Origin of the sequence: Serratia sp. MMO-28, from assembly GCF_037199905.1 — a bacterium.
Classification (GTDB): domain Bacteria; phylum Pseudomonadota; class Gammaproteobacteria; order Enterobacterales; family Enterobacteriaceae; genus Chania; species Chania oryzae.
The window spans coordinates 149105-163961 of the sequence record NZ_JBBCVB010000005.1 but is presented as its reverse complement, the minus strand read 5'-3'; the positions used below and the strand labels follow the sequence as shown (position 1 = coordinate 163961).

At 53.7% G+C, this 14857-nt stretch carries 13 protein-coding genes; 8 read left to right on the top strand and 5 right to left on the bottom strand.

Going from position 1 to position 14857, the window contains the following annotated elements:
- Positions 1–166: 166 nt before the first annotated feature.
- From nifJ to WG891_RS06265, 6 genes are all read left to right on the top strand, one after another.
- Positions 167–3700 (top strand): pyruvate:ferredoxin (flavodoxin) oxidoreductase, encoded by a 3534-nt coding sequence (gene nifJ / locus WG891_RS06290; RefSeq protein ID WP_337261944.1) that lies wholly within the window; start codon positions 167–169, stop codon positions 3698–3700.
- Between the two features lie 88 nt (positions 3701–3788).
- A complete protein-coding gene (locus tag WG891_RS06285; protein WP_337261943.1) occupies positions 3789–4364 on the top strand; it encodes a chorismate mutase in 576 nt (191 codons plus the stop codon).
- 188 nt (positions 4365–4552) lie between these two features.
- Positions 4553–4732, top strand: coding sequence for a hypothetical protein (locus tag WG891_RS06280; protein WP_337261942.1), 180 nt, complete (start codon positions 4553–4555; stop codon positions 4730–4732).
- Complete coding sequence (locus tag WG891_RS06275) at positions 4729–4992, top strand: tyrosine-type recombinase/integrase (RefSeq protein ID WP_422066419.1); 264 nt, start codon at positions 4729–4731, stop codon at positions 4990–4992. Before WG891_RS06280 ends, WG891_RS06275 begins: the two co-directional genes overlap by 4 nt.
- A gap of 47 nt (positions 4993–5039) precedes the next feature.
- On the top strand, positions 5040–5981 hold the full coding sequence (ttcA, locus tag WG891_RS06270) for a tRNA 2-thiocytidine(32) synthetase TtcA (protein ID WP_337261941.1): 942 nt from the start codon (positions 5040–5042) through the stop codon (positions 5979–5981).
- Between the two features lie 142 nt (positions 5982–6123).
- A complete protein-coding gene (locus WG891_RS06265; protein WP_337261940.1) occupies positions 6124–6522 on the top strand; it encodes a VOC family protein in 399 nt (132 codons plus the stop codon).
- 352 nt (positions 6523–6874) lie between these two features.
- Here WG891_RS06265 and zntB read toward each other — a convergent pair whose 3' ends face one another.
- The 3 genes from zntB to WG891_RS06250 all read right to left on the bottom strand — a co-directional run bounded on the left by zntB (position 6875) and on the right by WG891_RS06250 (position 10159).
- Positions 6875–7858 (bottom strand): zinc transporter ZntB, encoded by a 984-nt coding sequence (gene zntB / locus WG891_RS06260; RefSeq protein ID WP_337261939.1) that lies wholly within the window; start codon positions 7856–7858, stop codon positions 6875–6877.
- Between the two features lie 154 nt (positions 7859–8012).
- Positions 8013–9647 (bottom strand): peptide ABC transporter substrate-binding protein, encoded by a 1635-nt coding sequence (locus tag WG891_RS06255; RefSeq protein ID WP_337261938.1) that lies wholly within the window; start codon positions 9645–9647, stop codon positions 8013–8015.
- Positions 9648–9808: 161 nt separating this feature from the next.
- Positions 9809–10159, bottom strand: a complete 351-nt coding sequence (locus WG891_RS06250; protein WP_337261937.1) for a hypothetical protein — start codon at positions 10157–10159, stop codon at positions 9809–9811.
- Between the two features lie 194 nt (positions 10160–10353).
- On the opposite strand from WG891_RS06250, the gene mpaA reads away from it, so the two are divergent.
- A complete protein-coding gene (gene mpaA / locus WG891_RS06245) occupies positions 10354–11061 on the top strand; it encodes a murein tripeptide amidase MpaA (protein ID WP_337261936.1) in 708 nt (235 codons plus the stop codon).
- A 17-nt stretch (positions 11062–11078) separates the two neighbouring features.
- On the opposite strand, the gene ycjG is transcribed toward mpaA, so the two are convergent.
- On the bottom strand, positions 11079–12044 hold the full coding sequence (gene ycjG, locus WG891_RS06240; protein ID WP_337261935.1) for an L-Ala-D/L-Glu epimerase: 966 nt from the start codon (positions 12042–12044) through the stop codon (positions 11079–11081).
- A 186-nt stretch (positions 12045–12230) separates the two neighbouring features.
- Here ycjG and tpx point away from each other — a divergent pair, with 186 nt between their 5' ends.
- Positions 12231–12731 carry a thiol peroxidase gene (gene tpx, locus WG891_RS06235; protein ID WP_337261934.1) on the top strand — a complete coding sequence of 167 codons (501 nt, stop codon included), beginning with the start codon at positions 12231–12233 and terminating at the stop codon, positions 12729–12731.
- A 249-nt stretch (positions 12732–12980) separates the two neighbouring features.
- Here tpx and tyrR read toward each other — a convergent pair whose 3' ends face one another.
- Positions 12981–14552: a transcriptional regulator TyrR gene (gene tyrR / locus WG891_RS06230; protein ID WP_337261933.1), complete on the bottom strand. Its 1572-nt coding sequence runs from the start codon at positions 14550–14552 to the stop codon at positions 12981–12983.
- Positions 14553–14857 lie beyond the last annotated feature (305 nt).

The window sequence follows — 14857 nt, the reverse complement described above, 5'->3', positions numbered from 1 at the left end:
GTAACTATATCGTAGCTACGGCGTAAGCAGGAGAAATATCGCGTTACATCAACGTCCTCCGAGCCACACAAACGCGATAAAGCGTGCCGATATCCCTCTGTTAGACTTTAAACATTACTGCAAAAGATCGCTTTTGCAGCGTTGTGAGCACAGAAAGGTACCAGAAATGATAACTACCGATGGTAATAACGCTGTCGCCTCCGTGGCCTATCGCACCAATGAAGTGATTGCCATTTATCCCATTACCCCCAGTTCAACCATGGCAGAGCAGGCGGATTCCTGGGCTGGCGATGGCAGAAAAAATATCTGGGGTGATGTGCCGCGCGTCGTGGAAATGCAGTCTGAGGGCGGAGCCATCGCCACCGTTCACGGGGCGCTGCAGACCGGAGCGCTGTCGACCTCGTTCACCTCCTCTCAGGGATTGCTGCTGATGATCCCTTCCCTGTACAAGTTGGCCGGGGAATTAACGCCCTTTGTCCTGCACGTGGCGGCACGCACCGTCGCCACCCATGCGCTTTCGATCTTCGGCGATCATTCCGACGTGATGGCAGTGCGCCAAACCGGCTGCGCCATGCTGTGCGCCAGCAACGTTCAGGAAGCGCAGGACTTTGCTCTGATCGCCCAAACGGCCACGCTGAAGAGCCGTATCCCGTTCATCCATTTCTTTGATGGCTTCCGCACTTCCCACGAAATCAACAAGATCGTGCCGTTGAGCGATGAAACGCTGCTGCAAATGCTGCCGCAGGCAGCGATTGATGCGCACCGTAGCCGCGCGCTGTCGCCGGATCACCCGGTGGTGCGCGGCACCTCTGCCAACCCGGATACCTATTTCCAAGCGCGCGAGGCCACCAACCCGTGGTACGACCAAACTTACCACCACGTCAGCGCAGCGATGGAGGCATTTGCCCAACTGACCGGCCGCCGCTATCAGCCGTTTGAGTATTACGGTCATCCGCAGGCCGAACGCGTGGTGATCCTGATGGGATCGGCCATCGGCACCTGCGAAGAGGTAATCGACACGCTGCTGACGCGTGGCGAAAAAGTTGGCGTGCTAAAAGTGCGCCTGTTCCGGCCGTTCTCTGCCCAGCATCTGCTCGCCATGTTGCCGGAAAGCGTGCAAAAAATTGCCGTGCTCGATCGCACCAAGGAACCCGGCGCGCTGGCAGAACCGCTGTATCTGGACGTGATGACCGCGCTGGCGGAAGCCTTCAGCCGTGGGGAGCGCGCCACGCTGCCGCGGGTGATTGGCGGGCGTTATGGGCTGTCTTCCAAAGAATTCGCCCCGGACTGCGTAATGGCGATATTCGATGAGTTGATGCAGGATCGGCCCCGCCCGCGCTTTACCGTGGGGATTTTCGACGATGTGACCGGCCTTTCCCTGCCACTGAGTAGCGAAGTTCTTCCCACACGCGCCTCGCTGGAAGCCTTGTTCTATGGCCTGGGCAGCGACGGTTCGGTGTCCGCCACCAAAAACAACATCAAAATCATCGGCAACAGTACCCCGCTGTACGCACAGGGCTATTTTGTCTACGACTCGAAAAAGGCCGGTGGGTTAACCGTTTCGCACCTGCGGGTCAGTGAAAAACCGATCAATTCAGCCTATCTGATCACTCAGGCCGATTTTGTCGGTTGCCACCAGTGGCAATTTATCGACAAATACCAAATGGTAGAACGCCTGAAACCGGGCGGCACTTTCCTGCTGAACACGCCGTATAGCGCCGAAGAGGTTTGGGCACGCCTGCCGCAGGAAGTGCAGGCACTGCTGCACCAGCGCCAGGCAAAGTTCTACATTATCAACGCCGCCAAACTGGCGCGCGAATGCCAGTTGGGTGCCCGCATCAACACCGTGATGCAGATGGCGTTTTTCCACCTGACGCAAATCTTGCCCGGTGACGTGGCGCTGCAACAGTTACAGGATGCCATTGCCCGCAGCTACAGCAATAAAGGCCAGGAGATTGTTCAACGTAACTGGCAGGCGTTGGGTGCGACTTTGCATGCGTTGACGGCGATCCCGCTGCACCCTATCAGTAGCAGCAGCCCGCTGCGCCCACCGGTGGTTGCCGATACGGCGCCAGACTTTGTCAAAACCGTTACCGCCGCCATGTTGGCCGGGCTTGGCGATGCCTTGCCGGTGTCAGCCTTCCCGCCGGACGGCACCTGGCCCGTGGGCACCACCCAATGGGAAAAACGCAATATTGCCGAAGAGATCCCGATCTGGCAGCCGGACTTATGTACCCAGTGCAACCACTGCGTTGCCGCCTGCCCGCATTCCGCCATTCGCGCCAAAGTGGTTCAGCCGCAGGCGATGGAGCATGACCCTGCTTCGCTGCACTCCTTGGATGTAAAAGCGCGCGATATGCGTGGCCAAAAATATGTGCTGCAGGTCGCTCCGGAGGATTGCACCGGCTGCAACCTGTGCGTGGAGGTCTGCCCGGCGAAAGATCGCCAGAACCCTGAAATCAAAGCGATCAACATGGCTTCGCGCCTGGAACATCTGGCGGAAGAAAAAGCCCATTACGACTTCTTCCTGCAACTGCCGGAAATCGATCCCGCCCAGATGGAACGTATCGATATCCGCACGTCGCAGCTGATCTCGCCGCTGTTCGAATACTCCGGTGCCTGTTCCGGCTGTGGCGAAACGCCGTATATCAAATTGCTGACGCAGCTTTACGGCGATCGCCTGCTGATCGCCAACGCCACCGGTTGTTCTTCCATCTATGGTGGCAACCTGCCGACCACGCCTTATACCACCAATGCCGCAGGGCGCGGCCCGGCCTGGGCTAACTCGCTGTTTGAAGACAATGCCGAGTTTGGTTTAGGTTTCCGCTTAACGGTGGATCAGCATCGCAGCCGCGTGCTGCGTTTGCTGGAGACCCTGGCACCGCAATTGCCCGCCCCATTGGTGAACGCCTTGCAGGCCGCAGACATCGCGCCAGAAGCGCGCCGCCAGCAGATTGCCGAATTGCGCCACCTGTTAGCCAATATGGCTGGCGACGAAGCCAAGCAGTTAGCCACCGATGCTGATTACCTGGTGGATAAATCCATCTGGCTGATTGGCGGCGATGGCTGGGCTTACGATATCGGCTTTGGCGGCCTGGATCACGTGCTGAGCCTGACGGAAAACGTCAACGTGCTGGTGCTGGATACGCAATGCTATTCCAATACCGGTGGGCAGCAATCCAAAGCCACCCCTCTGGGGGCGGTGACCAAGTTCGGTGAACACGGTAAACGCAAGGCACGCAAGGATCTCGGCGTCAGTATGATGATGTATGGCCATGTGTATGTGGCACAGATCTCACTGGGCGCACAGCTAAATCAGACGGTGAAGGCGATTCAGGAAGCGGAAGCCTACCCCGGCCCGTCGTTGATTATCGCTTACAGCCCGTGCGAAGAGCATGGCTACGATCTGGCGCTCAGCCATGAACAGATGAAGCAGTTAACCGCCACGGGCTTCTGGCCGTTATACCGCTTCGATCCGCGCCGGGCCGCTGAAGGCAAGCTGCCGTTGGTGTTGGACTCGCGCCCACCTAACAGCGATCTGGCCGCGACCTTAAACAAGGAGCAGCGTTTCCGTCGCCTTAATACACAGCAGCCCGACGTGGCCGCAGCGCTGTATCAAGCCGCGGAAAAAGAGCTGAAGGAAAAGTACGATTTCCTCAGCCTGCTGGCGGGTAAAGCCGAGAAGTCAGCGGCAGAGTAATCCTCTCAGGGCGCGACTTGTTCGCGCCCTCATCGCAATTGGGTTTGCCATTCCGGGTTATTGGCATCAATAAAAAAGGTGAAATTAAATGGATAGAAAAACCTCTGTAAAACTACTGCTGCTTTGGACTGGATTATTTTTTTCTGCCACCACGCTAGCGACGCCAACGCAAAGCGCCGATGTCGCTTCACTGATTAACCAACGTTTATCTCATATGAAAGATGTTGCAGGATACAAAGCGCAACATCACCTTGCGATTGAGGATTTGCCGCAGGAAGCCAAAGTGCTGGCAAACTCAGCCGCCGAGGCTGAAAAGCTGGGGTTAGATGGCGAATCAGTGAAGCCATTCATACAGGCGCAAATGGATGCCGCCAAGGCGATTCAATATCGCTACCGAGCCGACTGGCTTTCCTCACCTGAAACAGCCTGGCAACCCGCCCCGCTGGAGCAGGTAAGAGTGAAGATCGGCGCTTTGAGCACCGCAATTCTGACCGGGATCAACCAAACCTTAACCCAGGATAGACAATTCACCGATCACGCCGCCTTTATGAAAACGGTGGAACAAGTCAACTTAAAAGACAGCGATAAAGAACGTTTGTGGCAGTCGCTGAGACAGATCATGTTGAAGAACGGCACGCATAAAAACGCGGGCATGTCTCATTGAGTCTTTGCGTTAACAATGGCGTTCAGATTGCTTATGACCACGCGCCAATGCTCTACGCTATATGATGAAAGCAGTAATTGGGTAAACAGCAGGACAGTGGAAAGTGTTGCAGCCATCGAAGCGTTAGCTCACCATTCTGAGTGAGGCTTGAATCCTGACGATATGCGCGCTGAGTTTAAGGAGTCAATATGCTGATCGGTTTCATTTTACTTGTCAGTGCCTGCGGCCATGACTACTGCGATGCACTGCCTGTTTCCGAGCACATATATGCAACCGAAGCAGAGTGTGAGCAGGTTCTGAAAGCAATACAACTTCGCCGCCCTAAAGCCGTGCTGTTCTGTGGTGAAGTTTACCGTTCTGAGAATTGATTTTTGAACATCAAAAGTCAGCAAATCGCCGTCATCGTTCGGTGCCCGCTGTAAAACTCGCTGGTATTCGGCGGCGTAATCCGTACCATACGCGGCATACTTTCACGTGCTGGTTATTAACGGCCAGTGCTAACCCATCTTTTATTATTGAGCAGATGGGGCATGAAAACGCGCAAATGGTCTGCGAGATATACGGAAAGTGGATCGAAGAGATGAATGGGGAGCAGGTGAACATGCTAAATGATAGGTTGGCTATTTAATATATTTTGCCTCAATTTGCCCCTTTTGATGTTCTACGGAAAATAAAATGCAAGAAAATCAGTCAATTAAACCTAAAGAGCAGTACAACCTCAACAAATTGCAAAAGCGCCTGCGCCGTAACGTGGGTGAGGCAATCGCGGACTTCAACATGATTGAAGAAGGTGACCGCATTATGGTGTGCCTGTCTGGCGGTAAAGACAGCTACACCATGCTGGAGATCCTGCGTAATCTGCAGCAGAGCGCGCCGGTGAATTTCTCGCTGATTGCCGTGAATCTCGATCAGAAACAGCCTGGCTTCCCAGAACATATTCTGCCTGAATATCTGGAAAACCTGGGGGTAGAGTACAAGATCGTCGAAGAGGATACCTACGGCATCGTCAAGGAAAAGATCCCGGAAGGTAAAACCACCTGTTCCCTGTGTTCACGCCTGCGTCGTGGCATTCTCTACCGCACCGCGACTGAGCTGGGCGCCACCAAGATCGCTCTCGGCCACCACCGGGACGATATTCTGCAGACGCTGTTCCTTAATATGTTCTACGGCGGCAAACTGAAAGGCATGCCACCCAAGCTGATGAGTGACGATGGCAAGCATGTCGTGATCCGCCCGCTGGCCTATTGCCGTGAGAAAGACATTGAACGTTTTGCTGTCGCTAAAGCTTTCCCGATCATCCCGTGCAACCTGTGTGGTTCACAACCGAACCTGCAACGCCAGGTAATTGGCGACATGCTGCGTGACTGGGATAAACGTTATCCAGGCCGGATCGAAACCATGTTCAGCGCGATGCAGAACGTGGTGCCTTCTCACCTGTGTGATACCAATCTATTTGATTTTAAAGCCATTCATCACGGCAGCGAAGTGGTAGACGGTGGCGATCTGGCATTTGACCGCGAAGATATTCCATTGCAGCCTGTGGGTTGGCAGCCCGAAGAGGCAGATGAGCAGAACACGTCGGTGTTTGAGCGCCTGAACGTGCTGGAAATTAAATAAACGCGCTTTCCGCCTGCAAACCGCAGGCGGGCTTTCTTTCCCCTTGCAGTTTTCGATCCTGCTCACAATTTATGCACAAAGAGCCTGACAGCAACGGCTTTATCCATTACTGTTTATTTATACAGTTAAATGGAGATTACCGATGAATATCACCCCTTGTCTGTCCCACGTCTCATTGGGCACCAACAATTTTGATGCTGCCGCACGATTTTACGATCGGGTTCTTGCTGCTTTAGGCTGCCGCCGCGTCATGGAGCACCCTGGTGCTATCGGCTATGGCCGTGACTATCCCGAATTCTGGCTACAAATACCGATAGACGGCAAACCGGCCGGAACCGCCAACGGTGTGCATATTGGTTTTTTTGCCACCAGCAAAAAACAGGTCGATGAGTTCTATCAGCAGGCTGTGGCGGCAGGCGCCAAAGAAGAAGGTGCCCCAGGTTCGCGGCCACACTATGGTGCTGCCTATTATGGCTGCTTTGTGCGCGATCTGGACGGGCACAAGATCGAAGCCAGCTTCTGGGATGAAAGCGCAGCTTAGCAAGTCAGTATTTTGGGTTGTCGCATCAGCTGCAATAACACAGGGCCTGTGTATAAGAACTATTAATATTTCTTGGCTTGATAATAATGCGGTGTCAGGCAGAAAAAATGCAAAAAAATGCCGGTGATTAAACCGGCATCGTATGAATTAAATGTGCTATGCAGTAATTCTAAAATAAAAAGTAAGACAATTATGGAGCGCAACGCCCATCGCTTGACGTTGCATTCACCTGCGAGAGAGATCATGCCGTAGTTTGCGCGGGCAAATATTGATATCGCTCAACTTTAATGGCGTTTTATCCCCCTCTCTTCTCATGCTGAGGGGTATTGCTCTCTGCTGGTTGAAATTGCCATTATAACCACCGGCTGCGCTTCAGCCACCAGGCAACACCGGCGACCAGAGCCAACAGCATGGAGCAGAAAGCGGCAAAGGCCAGCGGGCTGCCACTGCCGGGGATCCCCCCTAAGTTGACACCAAACAATCCGGTCAGAAAGGTCGTTGGCAAGAACACCATCGCCATCAGCGACATCGTGTAAGTGCGGCGGTTCATGGCATCCGCCATCACGGTAGTGATCTCATCAGACAGTATCGCCGTGCGGGCAATGCTGCCATCCAGATCGTCCAACCCGCGCCCCAGCCGGTCGGCGATATCCTGCATACGGCGACGATCGTCGTCACTCATCCACGGCAGGCGTTCGCTGGCCAAACGCGAGAACACATCGCGCTGTGGTGCCATATAGCGGCGCAGCACGATCAATTGCTTGCGCATTAACGCCAACTGCCCGCGTTCCGGGATCTGTTGTTCCAGCAGCGCATCTTCCAGATCGATAATCTTATCGTGCAGATCCTCAATGAACTCGCTGGCGTGATCGGTCAATGCATCAGCAATATCTACCAGCCAATCGCCACTGTTGGTCGGCCCTGAGCCGTTCTGCAATTCGTTGACCACGGCATCGATGGAGTACACCTTACGGTGTCGGGTAGAAATAATCAGTTTATCGGTCATATACACACGGAACGTAACCAACTGATCGGGCCTTGAGTCCGCATTGAAGTTGATGCCGCGCAGCGTGATAAGGGTCCCTTCACCCAAGCGATTAACCCGCGGGCGCGTACTTTCGCCAGAAAGCGCTTCCCTTACCGCATCGGGCAACAGCGGCGTCGTCGCCAGCCATTCAGCACTTGCCGCATGGGCATAATCGAGATGCAGCCAGCAAGGTTCATCACGGGTGACTTTATTTTCATAGTCAATCGGCGTCGTTCCGCCTTTGCCGTCGAGTTGATACGCATACACCGCGTCGGGCACCTGAAGATCGCGCCCCTCAATGACATTCATAGTACCCTCTCTGTTTTGCTGTTAAACAAGAGTCGTATAGCGACCTGACTTTAGATCGCGACTTCCTCAGCGTTCAACTTTAACAAGTATCTTAATGCTTAGACAAAAAAAGCCCTGCATTAGCAGGGCATTGCATACGCCAGTTTTCTGGATGTCAGTGCTTCAGGATGTACATTTCATGACTATACGCCACGTCTTCCGGGTTAGTGATCGGGTAACCTTTCACCCAAGGCTTGATCAGGCGGCCATTGGTGTACTGATAAATCGGTGCGATCGGTGCCTGCGCAGCAATTATCTGTTCGGCCTTATTATAATCGTTGGTCAGCGCGGCTGGGTTTGTCTCACGGCTGGCTTCGAGCAACAGCTGATCGTATTCCGGGCTTTTGAATTTGGCGATATTGCCACTGTGTGTGGACGTCAGCAGCGAAAGGAAGGTAGAGGCTTCGTTGTAATCCCCAACCCAGGAAGCGCGCACTACGTCGAAATTACCGATATTACGGCTATCAATATAGGTTTTCCACTCCTGATTTTGCAGTTTGACATCCACCCCCAGCTTTTTCTTCCACATCGATGCCACGGCAATGGCGATCTTCTGATGGCTTTCTGAAGTGTTATACAACAGCGTCAACTTTAGTGGCTTGTTCGGGCCATAGCCTGCGGCCTGCATCAACGCTTTGGCTTGCGCATCCAACTCTTCCTGCGACTGTTGCTGTAACAGGCTGGTTTCTGGCTTGAAGCCTGCGGTAACGTCCGGGGTGAAGTGATAAGCAGGCTTTTCGCCAGTACCTAACACTTTCTCAGCAATGATCTTGCGATCGATGGCATAGGACAGCGCCTTGCGCACCCGCACGTCATTGGTTGGCGCACGTTGCGTGTTGAACGCGTAATAATAAGTGCCAAGCTGATCCGGGGTATACACTTGGCCCGGGATATCCTTCAGCAACTTCTGATACATGTTCTTCGGGAAAGATTCGGTGATATCAATATCACCCGCCAGATAACGCTTAGTGGCGTTAGATTCCTGATTGATCGGTACAAAGGTGACTTTAGTCAGCACGGTATGGGCATGATCCCAATAGTGCTCATTCGGAACCAGCACCAGCTTTTCATTCACCACCCGATCTTGCAGCTTAAAGGCACCGTTACCCACCAAATTACCCACCTTGGTCCAATCGTTGCCAAACTTCTCAACGGTCGCCTGCGGTACAGGGAATAAGCTGAAGTTAGCGGTCAGGCTGACAAAATACGGTACCGGTTTATTCAGTTGAACCTTCAGCGTGTGGTCATCCACCGCTGTCACCCCCAGCTTATCGACCGGCAATTTCCCCGCGATGATCTCGTCCGCATTTTGGATACCGGCTAACTGGGCAAACCAGGCAAATGGCGACAGGTTTTTCGGATCCACTAACCGCTGCCAGCTATAAACAAAGTCTTTAGCCGTGACAGGGTCACCATTAGACCAGCGCGCATCTTTGCGCAGCGTAAAGAGATAAATCTGGTTATCGCTGGTCTGCCAGCGGCTGGCAACACCGGGGATCACCTGACCACGAGCATCCTGATTCACCAGCCCTTCGAACAGATCGCGCGCCACCTGAGCCTCTGGCAACCCCACCGCTTTAATCGGATCCAGAGAAGCCGGTTCATCTTTGATATGGCGCACAATCTCCTGCTGTTTCGCCAGATCGGTGCCTGGGGGAACCTGAGCCGCTAGCGCCCCGCTGATCCCTGCGCCAATCGTCGTAGCGCAAAGCGCCAACTGAAAACTCTGCTGAATTTTGCTTATCGCCATCTTGAACTGTCCCAGTTAACCATCTGAATTTTTTATCATATAGCACAAGATACGCCTTACCCATAGTTTGATGCCGGCAAGATTGTAAAAACTGAGCGCCAAGCGATAAAAAACGCCCGTATTACGGCTGGCGTGATACGGGCGTTTTCCATAAGAGAAAATTAATCGTAGAGATGAATGCTGACAATCTGGTAGCTGAACTCTTCGCCCTCTTCTTCATCAAAAATGGTGAAATAGCCCTTTTCTACCAGCGGCTTGAGCTGAATATCGGTTTTCTGTAGCTGGCGCGAGTTGATATCGTCATAACCATAATCGAGGAAGAACTCACCTTTCTGATGATCAACGTGCAGGGTAAAAGGATAGTTAGACTCATCCCCACGCCCGTCGTCATTTTTTACCACGCCAAACCACTCCCCTTGACGGATCTGGTTTTCTGCATCCACGCCGCATAATAACGTGATGGTATCCTTCGCATTTTCGCTATAGCAAGCAACTATTCTGGCAACTGGCATGTTAAATCCCCTTTATGATTAACTTCTGCCGATAGTATAACAACAGCCGAGGTTTTATTCGCATAGACACTGGGAAAGATGACTTAAAACGTAATACACTGAATAAATTAACAATCACGTCTTATCTCTGGCAGACTTGGCGTTGCATGTCGTATCAGGTATGCGGAGATAGCTTGGTATGAAGGGACTAAACCATGATCCAACACAAACCGCGCAGCGAGCGTGGTCAACTGGCCATTGCGGGTGAAAGTTACGGTAAATCGTTGTTAGGTGCCCCATTGCTCTACTTCCCAGCGGCACACAGTGGCCCGGATACCGGGTTGGTGATTGCCGGTACGCACGGTGATGAAACGGCGACAATCGTAACGCTGTCCTGTGCATTACGCAGCATCAGCCCCTCTCAGCTGCGCCATCATGTGATACTGGCAGTCAACCCGGATGGTTGCCAACTCGGGTTACGCTCCAATGCCAACGGTGTCGATCTCAATCGCAATTTCCCGGCGGCCAACTGGCGCTCTGGCGATACGGTTTACCGCTGGAACAGCGCCACTCAGGCACGGGACGTGCTGCTTTCCACCGGCGGCAGGCCAGGGTCAGAGCCGGAAACCCAGGCGCTGTGCCGCCTTATCCACCGCCTGAAGCCACGGTGGGTAGTGTCATTCCATGAACCACTAGCCTGTATCGAAGATCCGGAAAGTACCAAACTGGGCGTTTGGTTGGCGCACCAGTTTATTCTGCCGCTGGTAACCAGCGTGGGTTACGAAACGCCCGGCTCGTTCGGCAGTTGGTGTGCAGATTTATCCTTGCCCTGCATCACCGCCGAGCTGCCAGCGATTTCTGCTGATGCCGCGAGCGAAACCTATCTGGAAGCAATGATAGAACTGCTGACCTATCAGAAGTAAAGCGATCTGCGGCGCAGTTAAAGTTTGATTGCTCCGCACTCGAAGGCCAAGCCAGGCTCCACATCCTGCGCCAGCCAGGTAGGGCCATCGAGATCGACAAAGCGCGCGCCGGGTACCAAAGGTAACGCGGCGGCGATCGCTCTTGAAGTACACAGCATGCAGCCGAGCATGATGTCGAAGCCTTGCGCACGAGCCTGTGCGGCCAACATCAGCGCTTCAGTCAGGCCACCGGTTTTATCCAGCTTGATGTTGACCATTTGATAACGCCCGGCCAACTGCGCCAGATCGGCGCTGGTGTGGCAACTTTCATCCGCGCAAATCGGCAACGGGTGGATGAAGTTTGCCAAGGCGCTATCGTTATCCGCGGGTAACGGTTGTTCCAGCATCGCCACCCGCAAATCGGCCAGTAATTGGCAGCGTGCAGCCAGCCCCTGCGCCTGCCATGACTCATTAGCATCGACGATCAGCGTTATTTCCGGCACTGCGGCGCGGATTGCCACCAGCCTTTCACCGATCAGCCGATCGTCGAGTTTGATTTTCAGCAACGTAGCCCCTTGCTGTACCAACTCCTTGGCAGCAAACGCCATCGCTTCCGGTGTGCCGATGCTGACGGTTTGGGCCATCGTAATGCGTGGGGGTGGTGCAATACCGCAGCGTTGCCACAGGTCCTGCCCCTTTATTTGGCATTCCAAAGCCCAAAGCGCCGAATCGACGGCATTACGCGCCGCGCCGGCGGGCAACAACCGTTGTACATCTTGCCGCGTAGCCCCTTGCGCTATCGCCGCCGTTACGCTGGCCAACTGCGCCATAACCGAGTTTTCACTCTCGCCGTAACGGGGATAAGGCGTGCATTCCCCCACACCACGCATCCCCTGCTGTTCAATTTCAACCACCACCACTTTGGCTTCTGTGCGGCTGCCACGGGCGATAACAAACGCCGTATGCAGCGGCCAGGCTTCTGGGTAAAAACGCATGCTTCTCATCACCGCTCCTGAACAAAAAAGCGCATAAAGTCAATTCACTGTGCAAGGGTATTCTAATATATACAACTATTTAGCAAATTTTTTATATCTAAGTCGCCCCTGTTGACTTACACTGATGCCAGGGTGTGAACCTAATGTTAATTAGGTTTAAATCTTTGTATAAACTTCGTTGAAAGGAACCAAGCAATGACTCAGACCGTACATTTTCAAGGCAATCCTGTCACTGTAGCCGGCAAATTGCCACAGCAGGGCGAACAGGCCAAAGGTTTCACTCTGGTTGCCAAAGACCTGTCAGACGTCGCGCTGAGCAGCTTCGCGGGTAAACGCAAAGTTCTGAACATTTTCCCAAGTATTGATACCGGCGTCTGCGCTACCTCAGTACGCAAATTCAACCAACTGGCCAGCAGCCTGGATAACACCGTGGTGCTGTGCATTTCCGCCGATCTGCCGTTCGCCCAATCCCGTTTCTGCGGCGCTGAAGGGCTGAATAATGTGGTGACGTTATCCACCCTGCGTGGCGGCGAGTTTAAATCCGCCTATGGTGTGGAAATCGCCGAAGGCCCACTGTCTGGCCTGACTGCCCGTGCCGTGGTGGTGCTGGATGGTCAAGACAAAGTGCTGTACAGCGAACTGGTGAATGAGATCACCACTGAACCCAACTACGATGCCGCGCTCGCTGCGCTGTAATCAGCCTGCTGATGTGCAAAAGCCCGGTATGTGAACCTAATGCTGATCAGTTAAGCGCAAAGCTGCATAATTATGCAGCAGGTGCTAAAGGTGTGGCCTCCCTCTCCTTGTGGGAGAGGGCCGGGGTGAGGGGATTTAGTTCAGTGATCTTCCCCTCACCCTAACCCTCTCCCCGAGGGAGAGGGAACTGGTTAGCCTTAACTGACAAGCATTAGGTGTGTGAACCGGGCTTTTTTATGAACTAAAAAGCTACTCCTCGCTCTCATCCACAGCCTTGCGGCTGCTGAGGCCATATTCGCGCAGTTTGTTGGCGATCGCAGTATGGGAAACGCCCAAACGCTTGGCCAGCTTGCGCGTGCTGGGATAAGTGCGGTAAAGACGGGTCAGCACCGAACGTTCAAAGCGCTTGCTGATATCATCCAGCGAGCCATCCAGCACTTCATCCCCCAGCGATATTTCCGCCTCAAACTCCGGCAGAATAATGTCCTGCGGACGTAACTCGTAACCATCGGTCTGGGTTAACGCGCGGTAGATGGCATTTTTCAACTGGCGCACGTTGCCCGGCCAGCCGTATTTACTGAGGAAACTGTTGAGATCGCTGGCCAGCTTTGGCCGCGCCACGCCCTGTTCGTCGGCAAAGCGCGCCACAAACAGTTCGGTCAGCGGCATAATATCCTGTGCTCGTTCACGCAGCGGTGGAATAGTGATGGTCAGTACGTTGAGGCGATAATATAGATCCTCACGGAATTCACCGCGCTGAACCAGCTCAGTCAGGTTTTTCTGCGTGGCACAAATCACCCGCACATCCACATGCACCTCATGCTCTTCCCCAACGCGGCGGAAAGTGCCGTCATTAAGGAAGCGCAGCAGCTTGGTTTGCATGCGTGGCGACATCTCGCCGATCTCATCCAGTAATACCGAACCGCCGTTGGCCTGCTCGAAGAAGCCTTTTTTACCTTCCAGCGCGTTCGGGTAAGCGCCCGGCGCATGGCCGAACAGTTCACTTTCCACTACGTCATCCGGCAAGGCCGCACAGTTAAGCGCCAGGAACGGCTGTTTGCCTCGCGGGCTGCGCAGGTGGCAAGCACGGGCCAGAATATCTTTACCAGTGCCGGTATCGCCGACAATCAGCAACGGCGCGTCCAGCATCGCCAGCTTGCGCGCCTGCTCCAGCACATGGCGCATTTTCGGGCTGACGGCCACGATATGATCAAATTCGGTATCATCATTCACCGACAGATCTTGCAGTTGGCGGCCCATACGCGCCGTCGATTTAAGCATCACCACCGCGCCGACCGTAGAGTTTTGCTGATTCTCATCCTCAAGATAGATCGGCGTGATATCCATCAGGAAGTCTTGGCTGCGGATCACCACCCGTTCGGAGTGTGGTGCCGTATTCTCGCTTTCCAGCCAGCGGCCAAAGTTATAGCCACCGATAAGCTGCGCCACCGTCTGGTTGCGGATCTTGTCTTCATTAAGGTTGAACAGCGCCTGCGCAGCAGGGTTGGCCAGTTCCACTTTGCCTTTCATATCGATGGAGAACACCGGCTCCGGCATCGACGCCAGCAGCGCACGCAAAGCCCGATGCTCGCGCTCCGAAGGCATAAAACTGACGGTACGCACGTCGGTAACGCCGCTAATACGGCGGATCTCCGCCATCAAGGCGCGAAAGGTATCAAAATCCAACTGGGAAAAATTCAGGTAAATACGGCCGATAGGATCAATTTCGATGCCGCGCAAATCGATGCTGCGCAACACTAGGAGATCGAGTAATTCTCGAGTGAGACCGAGACGGTCTTCGCAAAATACTTCCAAACGCATCAGTATTGGCCTTATCTCTGCAAGTGCGGGGATGACTGGCGATGATGATACCCTCTCACCCCGAACGGAAGAAGCAATCTGTCAGTAAAAGTTGACAGATCTCTGATTTATCACTGTCACTGATGATTTTAAACGCAACCCAATAACACCATCGGCGTGATTTTAGCTTATTGTCAGAGAGTTATCATAACTGCGAGTGATTTTTTAGCGAAATATAATGCAGTTACAGGAAGATCGTCTTTCGTCAATCAAGGGTTACAAATTCACGCTATCGATAAGTCATTGCCAGGCTGCACCACCGGGCG

Coding starts and splice junctions, on each gene's coding strand:
- nifJ (WP_337261944.1), top strand. CDS start 167: ATGATAACTACCGATGGTAATAACGCTGTCGCCTCCGTGGCCTATCGC.
- WG891_RS06285 (WP_337261943.1), top strand. CDS start 3,789: ATGGATAGAAAAACCTCTGTAAAACTACTGCTGCTTTGGACTGGATTA.
- WG891_RS06280 (WP_337261942.1), top strand. CDS start 4,553: ATGCTGATCGGTTTCATTTTACTTGTCAGTGCCTGCGGCCATGACTAC.
- ttcA (WP_337261941.1), top strand. CDS start 5,040: ATGCAAGAAAATCAGTCAATTAAACCTAAAGAGCAGTACAACCTCAAC.
- WG891_RS06265 (WP_337261940.1), top strand. CDS start 6,124: ATGAATATCACCCCTTGTCTGTCCCACGTCTCATTGGGCACCAACAAT.
- zntB (WP_337261939.1), bottom strand. CDS start 7,858: ATGAATGTCATTGAGGGGCGCGATCTTCAGGTGCCCGACGCGGTGTAT.
- WG891_RS06255 (WP_337261938.1), bottom strand. CDS start 9,647: ATGGCGATAAGCAAAATTCAGCAGAGTTTTCAGTTGGCGCTTTGCGCT.
- WG891_RS06250 (WP_337261937.1), bottom strand. CDS start 10,159: ATGCCAGTTGCCAGAATAGTTGCTTGCTATAGCGAAAATGCGAAGGAT.
- mpaA (WP_337261936.1), top strand. CDS start 10,354: ATGATCCAACACAAACCGCGCAGCGAGCGTGGTCAACTGGCCATTGCG.
- ycjG (WP_337261935.1), bottom strand. CDS start 12,044: ATGAGAAGCATGCGTTTTTACCCAGAAGCCTGGCCGCTGCATACGGCG.
- tpx (WP_337261934.1), top strand. CDS start 12,231: ATGACTCAGACCGTACATTTTCAAGGCAATCCTGTCACTGTAGCCGGC.
- tyrR (WP_337261933.1), bottom strand. CDS start 14,552: ATGCGTTTGGAAGTATTTTGCGAAGACCGTCTCGGTCTCACTCGAGAA.